Here is a 17,539-nt window from a genome sequence, read left to right as displayed (position 1 = left end):
GCCAAACCACAGAAGTATGCGACGAGAAAACCTAGTAAAAACAATGCCAGTCAGGCTTAACTGACTGGCATTAGGGCTTCGGCCCCCTTTTTTATGACCAGGGTGGATGACCGTGGCAGGGAACAGACAGACGGTGGTGCCTGCCTGTCCGGACTGACTGACGAGCCCTGGCTCAATTAAAGTTGAGCAAAAGCACCAAAAAACCACCTTGAAGGCCTCTCATGGGGCCTTTTTGTCATTTCAGTCGTGATTTTGCTCACATTTTGTGGTGTTGTCTCACCAGTCGGGCATAATGCCCGCGCAAAAAGCGGATTTGCTCAATTTTATTTGAGTCCGCTTCGAATATCCTTACCCAACGTTGACCGGATGACCCCATGACCGAGGTAGCTCCCTTGCGCGACGCCAGCACACTGACCGATGAAGAGCGCCATCTGATCGCCAGCTTCGAGCCTGCGGTGGCGGCGCTGTCCGCCCTGTTTGGCCCGGGCTGCGAGGTGGTGCTGCACGCCTTTGACAGTCTGCACGCCTCCGTCATCAAGATTGCCAACGGCCACATCACCGGCCGCCAGGAGGGTGCGCCGGTCACCGATTTTGCGCTCGACAAGTTGCACAGTGCCGCCGGCAGCCAGTGGAGCAGCTATTTCTCCCGCACCCGGGAGGGCACCCTGCTGAAGTCTTCGTCCATCACCATCAGCAACCGCGAGGGCAAACCCATCGGCATGCTGTGCGTGAATTTCAGCCTGGACACGCCCCTTGGCAGCCTGCTCGACACCTTTGCCCCGCCCGCAGTGCCCCCTGCCCACGGCACCGAGACCTTCGCCAGCTCGGTGGATGATCTGGTGGCGCAGGTGATCGCCAAGGTGGACAGGGATCCCGGGCTGGGCAGCAGCGTGCGCAACAAGGCGATCGTGCACCGGCTCTACGACATGGGGATCTTCGAGATCAAGGATGCCGCCCAACTGGTGGCCGAGCTGCTCGGCATCTCCCGCCATACCGTTTACCTGCATATCCGCAATCACAAGGCGGAACTGGCCGAACAACAATGACGAGCCCGCACGCGGGCGTCATGAACATGAGACACATCGCAATGAACGCACAATGGACCGACTTTATTACCCTGCTCAAGCGTGAAGTGGTGCCGGCCCTCGGCTGCACCGAGCCCATGTCGGTCGCCTTGGCGGCGGCCAACTGCCGCAAGCTGCTGGGGCAGGTACCGACTCGCACCCGCGTCTGGGTCAGCGGCAATCTGTTCAAGAACGGCATGGGGGTCGGGGTGCCGGGTACCGGCATGATCGGCCTGCCGGTGGCCGCCGCCGTCGGCATCACCGGTGGCAACCCGGATGCCGGGCTGGAGGTGCTCAAGAGCCTCACGCCGGATCAAGTTGAGGCGGCCAAGGGGCTGCTGCCCACCATAGAGGTGGATGTGAAGGATGTGCCCGACGTGCTCTACGCCGAGGTGCTGGCCGAAGTGGAGGGGCACAGCGCCCGGGTGGTGATCTGTACCGACCACACCCGCATCGTGCTGATGGAGAAGGATGGCGAGGTGCTGATGGTGCAGGACAGCGCCCCCGGGGTGCAGATCCAGCCAGCCAAGGCCGGCAAGCCCGCCATGACCCTGAAGGAGATCGTGGCCTTCGCCCTGGAGGTGCCGCTGGCCGAGATCGACTTCATCCGCGAGGCGGCCACCATGAACCAGGCGCTGGCGGACGAAGGGCTGCAGGGCTATGGCCTGCGCATCGGCAAGATCCTCACCGACCAGGTGGAACGCAAGCTGCTTTCCGACGATCTGATGACCCTGGCCATGCGCCTGTCGTCTGCCGCCTCCGATGCGCGGATGGATGGCGCCATGCTGCCCGCCATGTCCAACTCCGGTTCCGGCAACCAGGGCATTGCCGCCACCATGCCGGTGGTCGCCGCCGCCCGCTTCCTCAAGGCCGATGACGAGCAGCTGGCCCGTGCCCTGGTGATGAGCCACCTGGTGGCCATCTATATCAAGGCCTACCAGAACAAGCTCTCCGCCCTGTGTGCAGCCAGTACCGCCGCCATGGGATCGGGGGCCGCCATCACCTGGCTGCTGGGGGGCCAGTTCGAGCAGATCAGCCACTGCATCAACAACATGATTGGGGATGTTTCCGGCATCATCTGCGACGGCGCCGGCAGCGCCTGCTCCATGAAGGTCTCCACCTCCACCTCGGCGGCGGTGAAATCCTCGCTGATGGCCATCAACAACCTGCGCGTGCCCCAGAGCGAGGGGATCGTCTCGGACGATGTGGACCAGACCATCGCCAACCTGGGTCGCCTCTCCAGGGAGGGGATGCTGGATACCGACATCGAGATCATCAACATCATGCGGGCCAAGCAGCAGGGTAAGCACCAGTGACCCCGGAGTGCCGCCGTCGGCCATAAAAAAACCGGAGCCAGTGGCTCCGGTTTTTCATTGTCCGTTCGCTACTCAGCCGCGACCGAGACGGTTGTCCGGGTAGTTCTTGGCCAGCACTTCTCGGGCATGCTGGGCCAGGGTCGGCATCTTCAGGGTGTCATAGGCGTTGACCATGATTTCCAGTGCCTTCTCGGTTTCCATCGTGTCGGGATAGGTCTCGACGATCAGCTTGGCGCGGTTGGCGGCGGCGATCAGGGCGTCACGCTTGACGTAGTACTCGGCTACCCCCAGGTCATAGCGGGCAAGACGGTTCTTCAGGCCGATCATGCGGGCACGGGCATCGGCTGCATAGCTGCTGTTGGGGTAGTTCTGCAGCAGGGTCTTGAAGTCCTGGAAGGCCTGACGGGCGTAGGAGGGGTCCTTGTCATCCCGATTGATGCCGAGGAAATCCTGGAAGAAGTTGTAATCCGCCGCCATGTTGGTCAGGCCGCGCATATAGAAGACGTAATCGATGTTCTTGTGCGCCGGGTTCAGGCGGATAAAACGGTCGATGTTGGCGATCGCCTGGGCGGTATCATCCTGCTTGTAGTAGGCATAGATGAGATCGAGCTGAACCTGGTTGGAGTAGGCACCGAACGGGTAACGAGAGTCCAGCGCTTCCAGCAGTTCGATGGCATTGAGGTAATTGCCGGTATCCAGTTTGATGCGGGCTTTCTGGTACAGAACTTCCGGCGGTTCGTCGGGAACCTTGGGTTTGGTGCTGGAACAGCCAGTGATCAGAGTAGCGACCAAGGCGAGCGACATCAGCAGGTGAGACTTCTTTCCCATCAACAACATCCGGTCCATTTCCACGAAATTGGCAAAGTATCCGTTATGCTTGGCTAAAAGAAAAGCTAGAATACCCGGATTATTTCGAATTGATACCCCCGCTCAAGAGACCATACATGAGCCAGCATATTGAACTGACAGGCGAATTTCAGGATCACCAATTCGGGCAACGACTCGACCAGGCCCTGGCCGAATTGTTTCCCGACTACTCCCGGACCCGCATCAAGGAGTGGATTTTACAGGACAGAGTGACCCTGGACGGTCAGGTTGCCAATACCCCGCGCGAGAAAGTGGTGGCCGGGCAGCAGGTACATGTGAATGTGGAACTGGCAGACGACACCCGCTGGGATGCCCAGAACATCGAGCTGAACATCGTCTATGAAGATGAACACATCCTGGTGATCGACAAGCCGGCCGGCCTGGTGGTTCACCCGGGCGCCGGTACGCCGGACGGCACCGTGCTCAATGCCCTGCTGCACCGCTACCCCGGCATCGCCGAGGTCCCCCGCGCCGGTATCGTGCACCGTCTGGACAAAGACACCACGGGGTTGATGGTGGTGGCCAAAACCATTCCCGCCCAGACCCACCTGGTGGAAGCGCTGCAGGCGCGCCAGATCACCCGTGAGTACGAGGCGATTGCCATCGGTCACATGACCGCCGGCGGCACCGTCGATGCCCCCATCGGTCGTCACCCGACCCAGCGTACCCACATGGCCGTGGTGCCCAACGGGCGCGAGTCCGTCACCCACTACCGGGTGCACGAGAAGTTCCGTGGTCACACCCGTCTGCGGTTGCGGCTGGAGACCGGCCGTACGCACCAGATCCGTGTCCACATGGCCCACATCAAGCATCCGCTGGTGGGGGATCCCGCCTACGGCGGTCGTCTGCGTCTGCTGCGCAACGCCACCCCCGAACTGACCGAGGCCCTGCGAGGTTTCCACCGTCAGGCGCTGCACGCCACCATGCTGAAGCTGGCGCACCCCATCACGGGTGAAGTGATGGAGTGGCACTCCCCCACGCCGCAGGACATGGTGGCGCTGATGGAAGTGCTGCGGGCGGATACCCTGGCCAATCCGGACGATCTGGTCTGGAACTGATCCCGGGGGCGGCCTTGCGACGATTCCTGCCGTAACCTGCCCTCCATGATCTGATGCGGGGCCCCTTGACTGGTTGCAGCCAAGGGGCCCCGTTTTCATATGAACGAAAGGAGCCACAGATGAACTGGATCGCACCCGACTGGCCCGCACCGGGCAATGTCAGGGCTCTCTCGACCACCCGGGACGGCGGCATCAGCGAAGGGGTCTTTGCTGGTCTGAACCTCGGGGCCCATGTGGGCGATGCACCGGCCAGGGTCGAGGCCAACCGCGCCCGACTGCAGCAGGTGGCGGGGATCCCCGGCACTCTCAACTGGCTCAACCAGGTACATGGCATCGCCGTCCATCCGGTGAGCGACCGTTATGAGCGCGTACCGGATGCCGATGCCGCCTGTGCCCGTGAGGCGGGGCAGGCCTGCATCGTGATGACTGCCGACTGCCTGCCGGTGCTGTTCTGCGATCGGGCAGGCACCGTAGTGGCGGCGGCCCATGCCGGCTGGCGCGGACTGCAGGGGGGCGTATTGGAGGCAAGCATCGCCGCCATGGGCTGCGAGCCTGGCGAGATCCTGGCCTGGCTGGGCCCGGCCATCGGTCCCGCTGCGTTCGAAGTGGGTGGCGAGGTGCGTGAGGCCTTCATGGCGGAGCAGGCGGAAGCGGCGGCTGCGTTCGTGCCATCCCTCAACGAAGGGAAATGGCTGGCGGATATCTACCAGCTGGCCCGACTGCGCCTCGCCCGCGCCGGCGTCACCGCCATCTATGGCGGCGAATACTGCACCTTCAGCGACAGCGAGCGCTTCTACTCCTATCGCCGCGACGGGCAGACGGGTCGCATGGCCTCCCTTGTGTGGCTGGAAAAATAGCCGAAGAGGCGCTCGCGAGTGGCCGCAAGCGCCTCTTCACTCCCTGGTGATGGCCCTTTGGCGGCCATGTCTTGCTGCCGAGCAGGCTCAGGGTGCAGGCTGCCATTGCGAGGTCGTTTTCCCTCGGTCACCGCTATTGAGGAAAAAATAAACAGCCACCCCTTGAAATTGCCCTTCAAGACCACATCTTCCTTGTCAGAAAGCGATGTTGTTGCCGCGCATGCGGCGTCTGTCTTGAAGGGGGAGTGCAATGCGCCTCGATCGCCTGACCAGCAAATTCCAGATTGCCATTTCCGATGCCCAGTCTCTTGCACTGGGTCGTGACCACCAATTCATCGAACCCGTCCATCTGATGAGCGCCTTGCTCAATCAGGACGGCGGATCCATTCGCCCGCTGCTCACCCTGACCGGGCTCGACATCAATACCCTGCGCTCGCGCCTCGGCGAGGAGCTGGATCGCCTGCCCCGCGTCAGCGGGGTGGAAGGGGACGTACAGCTCTCCAACGGCCTCGGCCGCCTGCTCAACGTCTGCGACAAGCTGGCCCAGCAGCGCAAGGATCAGTTCATCTCGTCCGAGCTGTTCGTGCTGGCGGCCCTGGACGAGAAGGGGACGCTGGGCGAGCTGCTGCGTGCCCAGGGGCTGACCAAGGAAAAACTCGAGGCAGCCATCGACAAGGTCCGTGGCGGCAAGAAGGTGGAGGATGCCAACGCCGAGGAGAATCGCCAGGCGCTGGAGAAGTACACCATCGATCTCACCGAGCGGGCAGAACTCGGCAAGCTCGACCCGGTGATCGGCCGGGATGACGAAATTCGCCGCACCATCCAGGTGCTGCAACGCCGCACCAAGAACAACCCGGTGCTGATCGGTGCCCCCGGCGTCGGCAAGACCGCCATCGTCGAGGGGCTGGCCCAGCGCATCATCAATGGCGAAGTGCCGGAAGGGCTCAAGAACAAGCGGGTGCTGTCGCTCGACATGGGGGCCCTGGTGGCCGGTGCCAAGTATCGCGGCGAGTTCGAGGAGCGGCTCAAAGCGGTTCTGAACGATCTGGCCAAGGAGGAGGGCAGCGTCATCCTCTTCGTGGACGAACTGCACACCATGGTCGGCGCCGGCAAGGGCGAGGGTGCCATGGATGCGGGCAACATGCTCAAGCCCGCCCTGGCCCGCGGCGAGCTGCACTGCGTCGGGGCCACCACCCTCGATGAGTACAGGCAGTACGTGGAGAAGGATGCCGCGCTGGAGCGCCGTTTCCAGAAGGTGCTGGTGGAGGAGCCCTCGGTGGAGGACACCATCGCCATCCTGCGTGGCCTGAAGGAGCGCTACGAGCTGCACCACCATGTGCAGATCACCGACCCCGCCATCGTCGCGGCGGCCCAGCTCTCCCACCGCTACATCGCGGATCGCCAGCTGCCTGACAAGGCCATCGACCTCATCGACGAGGCGGCGGCCAGCATCCGGCTCCAGATCGACTCCAAGCCGGAATCCCTGGACCGGCTCGAGCGGCGCATCATCCAGCTCAAGCTGGAGCAGCAGGCGCTGATGAAGGAGGACGATGACGCCAGCCGCAAGCGCCTCGATCTGCTCAATCAGGAGCTGACGGAAAAAGAGCGGGAATACAACGAGCTGGAAGAGGTGTGGAAGGCCGAGAAGGCTGCCCTCGCCGGGACTCAGCACATCAAGGCGGCGCTGGAGCAGGCCCGTCAGGATCTCGAGGTGGCGCGCCGCGCAGGGGACTTGGGCCGCATGTCCGAGTTGCAGTACGGCCGCATCCCCGAGCTGGAGAAACAGCTGGATCTCGCCACCCAGGCCGAGATGCAGGAGACCAGCCTGCTGCGCAACCGGGTCACCGACGTGGAGATCGCCGACGTCCTGGCCCGCTGGACCGGCATTCCGGTGGCCCGCATGCTGGAAGGGGAACGGGAGAAGTTGCTGCGGATGGAGGATCAGCTGCACAGCCGGGTGATCGGCCAGGAAGAGGCGGTGGACGCCGTCTCCAACGCCATTCGCCGCTCTCGTGCCGGGCTGTCCGACCCGAACCGCCCCATCGGCTCCTTCCTCTTCCTCGGCCCCACCGGGGTGGGCAAGACCGAGCTGTGTAAGGCGCTGGCGGAGTTCCTGTTCGATACCCAGGACGCCATGGTGCGGATCGACATGTCCGAGTTCATGGAGAAACACAGCGTGGCCCGTTTGGTGGGGGCGCCTCCGGGATACGTGGGTTACGAGGAAGGGGGGTATCTCACCGAGGCGGTGCGCCGTCGCCCCTACTCGGTGATCCTGCTGGACGAGGTGGAGAAGGCGCATCCCGATGTCTTCAACATCCTGTTGCAGGTGCTGGACGATGGCCGCCTGACCGACGGTCAGGGGCGTACCGTCGATTTTCGCAACACGGTCGTCATCATGACCTCCAACCTCGGGTCTGATCTCATCCAGGAGCACCACTCCGAGAAGGATTACGACGAGATGAAGACCATGCTGATGGAGGTGCTGACCCGCAGCTTCCGGCCGGAGTTCATCAACCGGATCGACGAGACCGTGGTGTTCCACCCGCTCGGAGAGGAGCACATCAAGTCCATCGCCCGCATCCAGCTCAAGAGCCTGATGAGCCGTCTGGAGTCCCAGGGCTTCGAGGTGGAGGTGAGCGAGGAGCTGCTGACCAAGCTGGTCCACGCCGGGTTCGATCCCGTCTACGGGGCGCGCCCCCTCAAGCGGGCGATCCAGCAGAAGGTGGAGAACCCGCTGGCCCAGGCCCTGCTCAGCGGTCGGGTCATCCCGGGCAAGACACTGCGGCTGGGGGCCGACAGCAACGGCCTCACCATGACCCAGTAATGGGATTGTCGATGAAAAACGCAGGCCTCGTGCCTGCGTTTTGTTTTCTGAGGGATTGAGATGCTGACGTTTTCCGTGCTGGTGGATGACGACGTTCATCTGCCTGGCTGTCTGCCCGAGCGAGGGTTGGCGCTGCTGCTGGAGTGTGACGGCCTCAGGGTGCTGTTCGACAGCGGCCGTGGCCGGGCGTTGTGCCACAACGCCGCCGTGATGGGGATCGATCTCGCCTCTCTCACCCATGTGGTGCTCTCTCACGGTCATTATGACCATGTGGGCGGGGTCGGCTCGCTGCCCGCCTATCCAAGACCCATCCCGCTCATCGCCTGTCCGGACGTGTTCTGCGAGCGGGGCTACTTCCTGTCGCTGCCCTTCTGGCGGCGCAACCTCTATCGCCTGTCGGGGGCGCTGGCTCGGGAGTCGCTGCCGGCCAGAGGCTTGCTTCCCCACTGCTCGTCCGAGCCGGTGTGGCTCTCGGATCGTCTGGTGTTCCTCGGCAGCATTGTGCGGCGCGACCGGGCTGCGCCTTCGCTGCTCGGCTACATAGTGCGGGGTGGGCGGGTGGAGAAAGACCTCATCAGCGACGACTCGGCGCTGGCCTACAAGAGCGAGCAGGGGCTCATCGTCTTTATCGGCTGCGGTCACGCCGGGGTCGAGAACATCATCGAGTGGGCCAAGGAGGTGTGTGGCGACGAGCGGATCCACGCCGTCATCGGCGGCCTGCACCTGAAGTTTTCCGGCCCAGAGCGGGCGGTGGCGCTCGGAGCCTATCTGCAGGAAGAGGCGGTGGAGCGGTTGTTTGCCTGCCACTGCACCGGCAGCAGAAAGGCGGGGTTGCCGCGCCAGCACCAGATCGGGGCGGGTTTTGAGCACAGTTTTTCGGCGTAAAAAAACGGCAATCCGAAGATTGCCGGGAGGAATGTATTCGATGCGATCTGACGTGGGTTGAGCGGATCGCAGGGGCAAGCCCCAGGGTCGGCAGGCACAGTCAGCGACCATGCCCGCCTTACAGTCAGTCGGGATACGCTCTCCACCCCGGCTGACCAGCTTCGCTATCGCGTCTGTCCCGCGCCGTGTTGCCGCGATAGGAGGACAGATGCAATCAAATCAATTCGTTACAGCATGCCTGGGATGGCAGCCTTCATTTCAGATGGCCAGACGCCGACCTGGACCTGACCGATGTGCTCTTTTTGCAGCAGCAGCATGGCCAGACGGGATTGGCCGATGCCGCCGCCGATGGTTTGCGGCATCCGTGCTGCCAGCAGATCCTGATGCCAGTCGTACTGCAGGCGATCCTCGTCCCCGGTGATGGCGAGCTGGCGGCGCAGGGCCTCTGCGTCCACCCGGATCCCCATGGAGGAGATCTCGAAGCTGTCTTCCAGCACCGGGTTCCACACCAGGATGTCACCGTTCAGACCCGCCAGCCCCAGCTCGCTCTCGCTGCTCCAGTCGTCGTAGTCCGGGGCACGGACGTCGTGGCGTTCGCCGTGGGAGAGGGCGCCACCGATACCGATGAGGAAGACCGCTCCCAGCTCTTTGGCGATGGCGCGCTCGCGTCCCTTGGCATCGAGGTCCGGGTAGCGGGTCAGCAGCTCTTCACTGTGCAGGAACTGGATATCCGCCGGCAGGAAGGGGGTCAGGTCGTGTTCGGCACAGACCGCGCGCTCGGTGGCCTTGATGGCGGTCCAGATGCCGCGCACCGTCTCCTGCAGATAGGCCAGATCCCGGCGCTCGCCCGGCATCACCTTCTCCCAGTCCCACTGGTCGACGTAGACGGAGTGAATGGGGCTGAGACGATCCTCGTCCGGACGCAGTGCCTTCATGTGGGTGTAGATGCCTTCACCCGGGCCGAAACCGAAGCGACCCAGAGTCTGGCGCTTCCACTTGGCCAGGGAGTGGACCACTTCATAGCTGTGCTCCGGCAGGGTTTTCACCTTGACCTGCACTGCATGCTCGCAGCCGGAGAGGTTGTCCTGGGTGCCGTCACCGACCCGGCTCAGAATGGGGGCTTGTACCTCCATCAGGCCGAGTTGCAGTGCGAGTTGGCGGGAGAACATCTCTTTGACGAAGCTGATCTGCTGTTGGCTGCGGATATAGTGCTGTTTCATGCTGAATTACCTGTCGTGAATCCGTTGAATGCGGTGATTCTTCAACAGAATGCCAACTAAATTCAATATTCGATAATTGAAATAGGATTTGTGTGTTTTTTTCTTCAAAATAAGCCATCAATTAATGATGAATCATTAAAAGGAGCGCAAAAAAGTGTCAGAAAATTATCGGATCGATAATCTCGATCAGGCCATCCTCTCCGCCCTGATGGAGAATGCGCGCCTGCCTTACGCCGAACTGGCCAAACAACTGCTGGTGAGCCCGGGCACCATCCACGTGCGGGTAGAGAAGATGAAGCAGGCGGGCATCATCGAGGGAACGCGGGTGCAGGTGAACCCCAAGAAGCTGGGCTACGACGTCTGCTGCTTCATCGGGATCAACCTCAAGAGCGCCAAGGATTACCCGTCGGCCCTGGCCAAACTGCAGGCGCTGGACGAGGTGGTGGAGGCCTACTACACCACCGGCCACTACAGCATCTTCATGAAGGTGATGACCCGCTCCATCGACGAGTTGCAGACGGTGCTGATCCACAAGATCCAGACCATCGACGAGATCCAGTCCACCGAGACGCTGATTTCGCTGCAAAACCCGATCCTGCGGGATGTGAAGCCTTGAGTCGGGTGGTCTGAGGGGGGCGTAGAGACCCCTCTCCCGTGATAGACCCTGTCCGCGCTGCAGAATTCGACCCTGTGGGAGATGACACCCTGACTGGTGGGTCAGGGTTCGATATAGGGGATGCCGTATTTGTCGTAGAGGGCCTTGAGCCGGCCGTCCCGCTTCATGTGCAGCAATTCGGCATCATAGGCGGCCATCAGGGCCGGGGTGTCGGCATCGGCCCGGGAACGGGTCCAGGCATTGAAGTAGGGGCTGGTCTTGAGGGGTTTTGGCAGGTAGTCGAGCTTGCCTTCCAGTCCCTCCTCTCTTATCTGGGTGAAGGCGGTGACCAGGGACATGGGCACCACGTCGATACGACCGGCAATGAGTTTTCGCAGTTGCAGCTGGTTGATGGGGATCTCCTGGAAGTGATAGCTCGGGTCTGTCATGGCTGCCGCGAGCTCGGGGGTATAGGAGAAATCCCGGGTGACACCGATACGCCAGGGTTTGAGATCCGTCAGATGGTCATAGTGGATCAGGCCTGCGGACTCCTTGCGTATGAAGAAGTGCCAGCTATGGAGCATATGGGCCTGTTTGGGGTAGAGCAGATAGGCCTCCCGCTCCGGTTTGTAGGAGTGGGCCAGCAGCAGATCATAGAAGCCGCTTTCGGCATTGCGGGTGAGCCTGGCTCCCGAATCGATGAGCTCAATCCTGATGGGGGTATGGAGCGTGCCGAAGATGGCGGTGACGAGATCCACATCCAGCCCGCGAGGGTGTCCTTGTGCATCCAGCCACTTGAGAGGGGGCTCCTGGATGCCACCAATGACCAACTCCCTGGCTGACAGCCAGCAGGGCAGCAGAAAGCAGAATACGAGCAAGCGTCGCATGTTACATTTCCTGAGCATTGGGGACGGGGTCGCATCCGGCAGGGACTGTGACCGATACCTATCTAACTAGAGACGACCACGGATGGCAAACCCTGAAATGGGGAGGGGACAAACGAACGGTGCCGGTGGGAGGAGGGCGGCGCTGCCTCGACAGGCCGCCCCGTGGCAGAGTCGGGCGGGGTGGACCAGCCACTCGCCGGCTGTGGACGGGAGGGTGGCCGGCATGAAACGTGTGCGAGGTTGCCTGCCTCAGGTTGCCTGACACTGTTTCATCTGGGTGTTGAGGGCCTGCATCACCTGACGACGGCTGATGATGCCTGTCACCTTGCCTCCCTCCATCACTGGATAGACCTTGGGTCTGGCCCCGGCCATCTGGCGGGCGAGATCCACGATGTTGTCATCAGGAGAGACGAACAGCGGGGTCCGGCTCATCAGATCTTCGACCAGAGTACGGGTGTCGCAGTGATAGCTGCCCGTGAGCAGGGCGGGAATGCAATCCTGCTCGGAGAGAAATCCGACGAGGTGCTGATGGTCATCCAGTACCGGCAGGCCCCCCAGGTTTGCCCGATGGAGTCTGTCCAGCGCCTCGGCCAGACCGAGGCTGGGGTGCAGTGAGTGGGTCAATGGCTGCATATGATCGCGAATTTGTAGCATGATGGTGGCTCCATGGGGGTCGATGGGGCCACTATGCCCGGTGGCCGTGACAGGGGGCCAATGGGTTTTGCCTCGGACATCGATAGGTCATGGCCGATGAATGGGTCCTCCGTGCGATCCAGCATGGATCGGGGAGGGCGACAACCACAAGGAGAGGGTATGCGTGCATTGGTAACGGGCTGTGGCCGTCGCCTGGGATTCTATCTGTGCGAGCAGCTGGTGGCCGCTGGCTGGCAGGTGACGGGCAGCTATCGCAGCGAACGGCCCGAGCTGGATCGTCTGCGAGACGTGGGCGTCGAGCTGGTAAAGGCGGACTTCACCCGGGAAGAGGAGGTGGGCGCCGTGGTGACGGCGCTGGCGGCCCATGAGGATCTTGCCCTGATCATCCACAATGCCTCCGCCTTCGAGCCCCAGGCGGCGGATCCTGCGGTGCAGCTGGCCCAGTTTGATCAGTTCTACCGGGTACACATGGCGACTCCCTTCCAGCTCAACCGGGCGCTGGCCCCCGCCCTTGCTCGCCAGCCCAACGGGGGCATCATCCACATCACCGATATCTACATCCATGCCCCGGCGCCCCAGTTTGCCGCCTACGTGGCCACCAAGGCGGGAGCCCATTCCCTGGCCATGAGCTTTGCCCGCGAACTGGCACCCGCCGTGCGGGTCAACACCATAGAGCCTGGCCCCATCCTGTTTCTCGACGAGCACGGGGATGACTGGCGCCAGCAGGTGCTGGCGAAGACGCCGCTGGCGCGGGAAGGGGGTCTGGAGCCCATCTGGCAGGCGGTACAGATGCTGATGAAGAACGACTACATGACCGGGGCCAGCATCCGGGTGGACGGGGGGCGCGCCCTCGCCGTCATCTAGGGCAAGGCGGGCCGCCATGACATGAGGCGCCTTTGGGCGCCTCATGCGTGTGAATGGCTCAAGGGTGCCGGATGGCGGCGTGCCGGGAAGGGGGGCCGGGGTGGCCGTTGCCGGGAAGCAGGGCCTCGTCTTGCTGGCAGAGATGGATGGGGGCCTGGCCGATGCGCTGCTTCGCAAACACCTTGCTGCCCGGCAGGCCGAGGGTCACCTTGCCGGAGTCCACACTGCCGCCCTGATACATCTCCGCCAGCAGATCCCCCAGGTAGGCATCCACCCCGGCCTCGGCGAAGTCATCCCGTTCGCCGCAGGCCAGTATGTCGATGTCCAGTGGCCTGTCCGCCACCTTGCACAGGGGGTTGCTGCGATCCCGGCCATGGGCCAGCTCCATGGTGACAAACTCGGCCTTGAGCTGGGCGGGAGAGAGGTCGCTCTGGACGACGAACAGGCAGTTGAGGAAGTCGTGGCGCGAATGCATGCCCACAGGCTTGGTCTGGATGACGGAACTCAGGTGAAGGCGACCAAAGCGGGCCAGCAATTCGGCGACGGCCTGACTGACGTGCAGGGCGGGGTCGAGATTGGATCCAATGCTACAGAGGTAAAACATGCTTTCCATTCCTTGGGTTGGGCTCGTCTGAAATATATACGCAGCTCACGGTTATGGGATTCACTATGAATTAACATGTCGTTATCTGTTGTGATCCAACGCTGATTGGCAGAAAGGAGGTTTGCATGAGCGTAGAAATGAAATGGGCACTGTTGACCGCGTCAGGGGCCCTTGCCATGATCATTGTCATCTGTGTGGCGTCCGTCGGCCTGGCGTGAATCCGGCCTCGGTGAGCAATCAAACCGGCTTTATGGCCGGTTTTGCTTTTTGGGGCAGTGCGGATATGCTGGCTCCCCCATGACGAATCGAGACCGCAGAAGATGACCAAGGTTCGGCCCCGCTCCCTGCTCCAGGTAGTACTGATGGGCTTCGTGCTGGTGCTGATGCCCCTGGGGGGCATGATCTGGCACGACAGTCAGGCTCTCTCCCACCTGGGCCAGCTCACCAGCGACGAGATGGAACGTGCGGTGCGGGACACTCGCCGGGCGACGCTGCTCTCCACCCAGGCCATCGATCTGGAGCGCACCCTGCGCCGCTATGCGGTCCTGGGTGATGACCGCATCCTGGCCAGTTATCGGCAGCAGCTGGTGCGCTACCGGGAACTGCTCGCGACTCATCAGGACTCCATTCCGGATGCCGAGGTCTACGGAGATCTCGAGGCGACGCTGGTCTGGCTCGATGGCCTGCAGGATCTGCGCAAGGCCAGGCAGGAGGCGACCAGCCCCCGTTTCACCGACTTCAACGAACTGAACCAGCAACTGGAAGTGGTCACCCGCAGCCAGGTGGATGATCACGTGACCCGCATGCGGGGCGCCATCGTGGAGCTGAAACAGCAGATCTGGTGGGTCAGCGGCTTCGTGGTCGGGCTCAGCCTGCTGCTGGTGTTGCTCTTTACCTACCTCATCATCCACCCGGTACGTCAGATTGAGTCGCGGATCCTGAGTCTGGGCGCAGGCGTCGAGCCGGATCAGCGCCCGGTGGATGGCCCGGCCGAACTGGTGCTGCTGGGGGAGCGGATCAGCTGGCTGCACGACAAGCTCAAGGAGCTGGAACAGCAGAAATACCAGTTCCTGCGCCACGTATCCCACGAGCTGAAAACCCCCCTTGCCGTGCTGCGGGAGGGGGCTGATCTGCTCTCGGAGCAGCTGGTGGGGCCCCTCAACGGGGATCAGCAGGAGATCTGCCAGATGCTGGAGGAGAACAGCCGCCGTCTGCAGACCCTGATCGAGCGGCTGCTCGACTTCAATCGCCTCAGCCAGCAGGAGGTGTTCACCCTGTCCGAGGTGCCCCTGGCGCCCTTGTTGTCAGACTTGTCCGAAGAGTACCGGCTCGCGCTGGAATCCAAGCAAATCAGTGTACACTTGCCGCCCGAGCCCATCAGCCTGCGGGCAGAGCCCTACCGCCTGCGACTCATCCTCGACAATCTCTTTTCCAACGCGGTCAGCTATGGCGCCAGGGGCGGACAGATCTGGATCCGCGCCGGGGCGGGGGCGGGCGGCGGCTGGCTGGAGGTGGCCAACGAAGGGCCTGTCATCCCGCCAGACGAGCGGGAGCGCATCTTCGAGCCCTTTGAACAGGGCAGCATAGTGCGCCAGGGATTGCTGAAAGGCTCCGGCATGGGCCTCTCCATTGCCCGTGAGTCAGCCATGAGTCTGGGTGGCGAGCTCAGGCTGATCGAGGATGCCCAGGCTGATGTCTGTTTCCGGCTGGATTTGAACGTGCGCCCGAGCTGACGGGCGTGGCGGCGACCCCGCAGGTGCGGGTGGCGCCTTGACACCGAATATTGAGAGGAGCGGGCAGGTGCCTGTTCCCCACCAGGATCTGAAGTGACATTCAAGATGAAACGATTTGTGATTCCCGTATTGATGATAGGCCTGCTCGCTGGCTGTTCCCTGCTGCCTTCTACCAGCCTCACCGAGCCTTCCCAGGAGGCGATCGCCAGGCGGATGGAGTTTGCCAACAAGGAGATGCAGGTGCGCCTGCAATACTCGGACTGGCTGCTGGCCAGCCATCCTCAGCAGCGGATGCAGGAGCGCCAGCGACTGGCCGGCGCCACCGACCTCGAGAGCCGGGTCAGCCTGGCCATGGTCAACACCCACCCGTCCGAATCGGTGGCCAGCCGCCGGGCCGGGCTGGATCAGCTGAAAGCTCTGTTGCCGGAGCTCGGTCTCGATGCCCAGGCCTTCCTGCGCAGCTGGATCGCCCTCGGGGAGGAGCTGCTGGTGCGAGACAGCCGCCGCGACGATCAGAGTCAGGAGGTGAAGCGTCTGCGCCAGCAGATAGAGCAGCTCTCCGCCATCGACGAGCAGCTCAACCAGCGTAAGCTCAATGGGGGAGGTCAGCCATGACAGCTCCGGACCGCGCCGCAATGACCGCGTTTTTCGCCAAGAGGGGGTGAGAGCATGAGCCGTATTCTGCTGGTGGACGATGATGCCAGCCTGCTCAAGCTGATGAGCATGCGCCTGCGCAGCCAGGGTTACGAGGTGGATACCGCCGACAGCGCCGAAGGAGCGCTGGACAGGCTGCGCCAGCAACGGGCCGACCTGGTGCTGAGCGATCTGCGCATGGGGGGCATGGACGGGCTGGCGCTGTTCGAGCGGATCCAGTCCCAGTGGCTCGGCATGCCGGTGATCATCATGACCGCCCACGGCACCATTCCCGACGCCATCCAGGCGACCCGCTCCGGGGTGTTCAGCTTCCTCACCAAGCCCATCGACAAGAACGAGCTGCTGGTCACCATAGAACATGCTCTCAGCCTGACCCGTCCGAAGCAGCAGCAGGAGTGGCAGTCCCTCATCCAGACCCGCAACCCGCAGATGGAGCAGTTGCTGATCCAGGCGAGCAGCATCGCCACCATGGACGTGCCCGTGCTGATCCTGGGCCCCTCCGGCGCCGGCAAGGGGGTGATGACCCAGGCGCTGCACCAAGCCAGCCACCGCCGTGACAAGCCGCTGCATACCATCAACTGTGCGGCTCTGCCCTGGCCCGCGCTGGACTTGCAGCTGTTTGGCGAGGATGGCCAGTCCGGCCTGTTTGCCGAGGCCAAAGGCGGCACCCTCTTCCTCGACGAGATAGGGGATCTGTCGGAGTCACTCCAGGCCAAGTTGCTCCAGGTGCTGGCGGAGTATGGTCAGGGTACCCCCGAGGTGCGGGTCATCAGCTCCAGCCATCAGGATCTGGTGACCGCCATGGAAGAGGGGCGTTTTCGCGAGGATCTCTTCTACCGCCTCAACGTGGCCAACATCACTCTGCCGCCGCTGAGCGCCCGCAGCGAGGACATCCCCCTGCTGGCCCGTCAGGCGCTGGACGATTACCGCAACCGTCACCCCGATTGCGCCGCCCTCGGCTTCTCGCCGGAGGCGCTGGCCCTGCTGGCCGCCGCGGCCTGGCCGGGCAACGTGCGCCAGCTCTGCGGGGTGGTGGAGCAGCTCGCCAGCCTCTGCTGCAGCCCGGTGATAGGCGCGGCGATGGTGGAGTCGGCCCTGAGTGGCGGCGGTGGCGGTATTCCCTCGTTCAACGAGGCGCGGGCCGAGTTCGAGAAGGAGTATCTGATCCGGCTGCTGCGCACCACGGAGGGGAACGTGACCCTGGCGGCCAACATGGCGGGGCGAAACCGCACCGACTTCTACAAGCTATTGAATCGGCACGGCATCGAGGCGGCAAATTTCAAGTCGAAGGGATAAATGACAGAGGGGGGGGGGGGGGGGGGGGGGGGGGGGGGGGGGGGGGGGGGGGGGGGGGGGGGGGGGGGGGGGGGGGGGGGGGGTGGGGGGGGGGGGGGGGGGGGGGGGGGGGGGGGGGGGGGGGGGGGGGGGGGGGGGGGGGGGGGGGGGGGGGGGGGGGG

At 63.2% G+C, this 17,539-nt stretch carries 17 protein-coding genes; 12 read left to right on the top strand and 5 right to left on the bottom strand.

The window, feature by feature from the left end; translation table 11 throughout:
• Positions 1–374 precede the first annotated feature (374 nt).
• Together PG896_RS18360 and PG896_RS18355 are read left to right on the top strand one after the other, a co-directional pair.
• Complete coding sequence (locus PG896_RS18360) at positions 375–1,046, top strand: helix-turn-helix transcriptional regulator (protein ID WP_039039625.1); 672 nt, start codon at positions 375–377, stop codon at positions 1,044–1,046.
• A gap of 26 nt (positions 1,047–1,072) precedes the next feature.
• On the top strand, positions 1,073–2,380 hold the full coding sequence (locus PG896_RS18355; RefSeq protein ID WP_049636093.1) for an L-cysteine desulfidase family protein: 1,308 nt from the start codon (positions 1,073–1,075) through the stop codon (positions 2,378–2,380).
• A 72-nt stretch (positions 2,381–2,452) separates the two neighbouring features.
• Here the strand turns inward: PG896_RS18355 and PG896_RS18350 are convergent, their stop codons facing one another.
• Positions 2,453–3,208, bottom strand: coding sequence for an outer membrane protein assembly factor BamD (locus PG896_RS18350; protein ID WP_029314864.1), 756 nt, complete (start codon positions 3,206–3,208; stop codon positions 2,453–2,455).
• Positions 3,209–3,324: 116 nt separating this feature from the next.
• Here PG896_RS18350 and rluD point away from each other — a divergent pair, with 116 nt between their 5' ends.
• The 4 genes from rluD (at position 3,325) to PG896_RS18330 (ending at position 8,871) form a co-directional block, all read left to right on the top strand.
• Entirely contained in the window at positions 3,325–4,305 is a 981-nt protein-coding gene (gene rluD, locus PG896_RS18345; RefSeq protein WP_010675991.1) for a 23S rRNA pseudouridine(1911/1915/1917) synthase RluD, read from the top strand.
• A 119-nt stretch (positions 4,306–4,424) separates the two neighbouring features.
• Positions 4,425–5,162: a peptidoglycan editing factor PgeF gene (gene pgeF, locus PG896_RS18340; protein ID WP_043153937.1), complete on the top strand. Its 738-nt coding sequence runs from the start codon at positions 4,425–4,427 to the stop codon at positions 5,160–5,162.
• A 250-nt stretch (positions 5,163–5,412) separates the two neighbouring features.
• The gene (clpB, locus tag PG896_RS18335; protein WP_041211934.1) at positions 5,413–7,986 is read left to right on the top strand and encodes an ATP-dependent chaperone ClpB; all 2,574 of its coding nucleotides are present in this window, start codon (positions 5,413–5,415) and stop codon (positions 7,984–7,986) included.
• Between the two features lie 60 nt (positions 7,987–8,046).
• Positions 8,047–8,871: an MBL fold metallo-hydrolase gene (locus PG896_RS18330; protein ID WP_053288036.1), complete on the top strand. Its 825-nt coding sequence runs from the start codon at positions 8,047–8,049 to the stop codon at positions 8,869–8,871.
• A gap of 227 nt (positions 8,872–9,098) precedes the next feature.
• On the opposite strand, the gene asnA is transcribed toward PG896_RS18330, so the two are convergent.
• Positions 9,099–10,091: an aspartate--ammonia ligase gene (gene asnA, locus PG896_RS18325; RefSeq protein WP_043153933.1), complete on the bottom strand. Its 993-nt coding sequence runs from the start codon at positions 10,089–10,091 to the stop codon at positions 9,099–9,101.
• Between the two features lie 154 nt (positions 10,092–10,245).
• On the opposite strand from asnA, the gene asnC reads away from it, so the two are divergent.
• The gene (gene asnC, locus PG896_RS18320; protein ID WP_041214272.1) at positions 10,246–10,707 is read left to right on the top strand and encodes a transcriptional regulator AsnC; all 462 of its coding nucleotides are present in this window, start codon (positions 10,246–10,248) and stop codon (positions 10,705–10,707) included.
• 101 nt (positions 10,708–10,808) lie between these two features.
• Here the strand turns inward: asnC and PG896_RS18315 are convergent, their stop codons facing one another.
• Positions 10,809–11,573, bottom strand: coding sequence for a substrate-binding periplasmic protein (locus PG896_RS18315; protein ID WP_043153932.1), 765 nt, complete (start codon positions 11,571–11,573; stop codon positions 10,809–10,811).
• Between the two features lie 249 nt (positions 11,574–11,822).
• Positions 11,823–12,227, bottom strand: coding sequence for a CBS domain-containing protein (locus tag PG896_RS18310; protein WP_043153930.1), 405 nt, complete (start codon positions 12,225–12,227; stop codon positions 11,823–11,825).
• Between the two features lie 159 nt (positions 12,228–12,386).
• Between PG896_RS18310 and PG896_RS18305 the strand changes: the two genes are divergently transcribed.
• Positions 12,387–13,091 (top strand): SDR family oxidoreductase, encoded by a 705-nt coding sequence (locus PG896_RS18305; RefSeq protein ID WP_043153929.1) that lies wholly within the window; start codon positions 12,387–12,389, stop codon positions 13,089–13,091.
• 58 nt (positions 13,092–13,149) lie between these two features.
• Here the strand turns inward: PG896_RS18305 and folK are convergent, their stop codons facing one another.
• Positions 13,150–13,695 (bottom strand): 2-amino-4-hydroxy-6-hydroxymethyldihydropteridine diphosphokinase, encoded by a 546-nt coding sequence (folK, locus tag PG896_RS18300; protein WP_043153928.1) that lies wholly within the window; start codon positions 13,693–13,695, stop codon positions 13,150–13,152.
• A 125-nt stretch (positions 13,696–13,820) separates the two neighbouring features.
• On the opposite strand from folK, the gene cydH reads away from it, so the two are divergent.
• The 4 genes from cydH (at position 13,821) to PG896_RS18280 (ending at position 17,378) form a co-directional block, all read left to right on the top strand.
• A complete protein-coding gene (cydH, locus tag PG896_RS18295) occupies positions 13,821–13,913 on the top strand; it encodes a cytochrome bd-I oxidase subunit CydH (RefSeq protein ID WP_152551729.1) in 93 nt (30 codons plus the stop codon).
• A gap of 102 nt (positions 13,914–14,015) precedes the next feature.
• The gene (locus PG896_RS18290; RefSeq protein WP_045522797.1) at positions 14,016–15,428 is read left to right on the top strand and encodes a sensor histidine kinase; all 1,413 of its coding nucleotides are present in this window, start codon (positions 14,016–14,018) and stop codon (positions 15,426–15,428) included.
• 105 nt (positions 15,429–15,533) lie between these two features.
• Positions 15,534–16,043 carry a hypothetical protein gene (locus PG896_RS18285; protein WP_039039694.1) on the top strand — a complete coding sequence of 170 codons (510 nt, stop codon included), beginning with the start codon at positions 15,534–15,536 and terminating at the stop codon, positions 16,041–16,043.
• 54 nt (positions 16,044–16,097) lie between these two features.
• Positions 16,098–17,378 (top strand): sigma 54-interacting transcriptional regulator, encoded by a 1,281-nt coding sequence (locus tag PG896_RS18280; RefSeq protein ID WP_043153926.1) that lies wholly within the window; start codon positions 16,098–16,100, stop codon positions 17,376–17,378.
• Positions 17,379–17,539: the final 161 nt, after the last annotated feature.

This window comes from Aeromonas sp. QDB30 (genome assembly GCF_027707645.1).
GTDB classification, from domain to species: domain Bacteria; phylum Pseudomonadota; class Gammaproteobacteria; order Enterobacterales; family Aeromonadaceae; genus Aeromonas; species Aeromonas caviae.
This window is presented reverse-complemented; position numbering and strand designations above follow the sequence as displayed.

Bases quoted from the DNA above. Each gene is read 5' to 3' on its own strand.
- PG896_RS18360 (WP_039039625.1), top strand. From the start codon at position 375: ATGACCGAGGTAGCTCCCTTGCGCGACGCCAGCACACTGACCGATGAA.
- PG896_RS18355 (WP_049636093.1), top strand. From the start codon at position 1,073: ATGAGACACATCGCAATGAACGCACAATGGACCGACTTTATTACCCTG.
- PG896_RS18350 (WP_029314864.1), bottom strand. From the start codon at position 3,208: ATGGGAAAGAAGTCTCACCTGCTGATGTCGCTCGCCTTGGTCGCTACT.
- rluD (WP_010675991.1), top strand. From the start codon at position 3,325: ATGAGCCAGCATATTGAACTGACAGGCGAATTTCAGGATCACCAATTC.
- pgeF (WP_043153937.1), top strand. From the start codon at position 4,425: ATGAACTGGATCGCACCCGACTGGCCCGCACCGGGCAATGTCAGGGCT.
- clpB (WP_041211934.1), top strand. From the start codon at position 5,413: ATGCGCCTCGATCGCCTGACCAGCAAATTCCAGATTGCCATTTCCGAT.
- PG896_RS18330 (WP_053288036.1), top strand. From the start codon at position 8,047: ATGCTGACGTTTTCCGTGCTGGTGGATGACGACGTTCATCTGCCTGGC.
- asnA (WP_043153933.1), bottom strand. From the start codon at position 10,091: ATGAAACAGCACTATATCCGCAGCCAACAGCAGATCAGCTTCGTCAAA.
- PG896_RS18315 (WP_043153932.1), bottom strand. From the start codon at position 11,573: ATGCGACGCTTGCTCGTATTCTGCTTTCTGCTGCCCTGCTGGCTGTCA.
- PG896_RS18310 (WP_043153930.1), bottom strand. From the start codon at position 12,227: ATGCTACAAATTCGCGATCATATGCAGCCATTGACCCACTCACTGCAC.
- PG896_RS18305 (WP_043153929.1), top strand. From the start codon at position 12,387: ATGCGTGCATTGGTAACGGGCTGTGGCCGTCGCCTGGGATTCTATCTG.
- folK (WP_043153928.1), bottom strand. From the start codon at position 13,695: ATGTTTTACCTCTGTAGCATTGGATCCAATCTCGACCCCGCCCTGCAC.
- cydH (WP_152551729.1), top strand. From the start codon at position 13,821: ATGAGCGTAGAAATGAAATGGGCACTGTTGACCGCGTCAGGGGCCCTT.
- PG896_RS18290 (WP_045522797.1), top strand. From the start codon at position 14,016: ATGACCAAGGTTCGGCCCCGCTCCCTGCTCCAGGTAGTACTGATGGGC.
- PG896_RS18285 (WP_039039694.1), top strand. From the start codon at position 15,534: ATGAAACGATTTGTGATTCCCGTATTGATGATAGGCCTGCTCGCTGGC.
- PG896_RS18280 (WP_043153926.1), top strand. From the start codon at position 16,098: ATGAGCCGTATTCTGCTGGTGGACGATGATGCCAGCCTGCTCAAGCTG.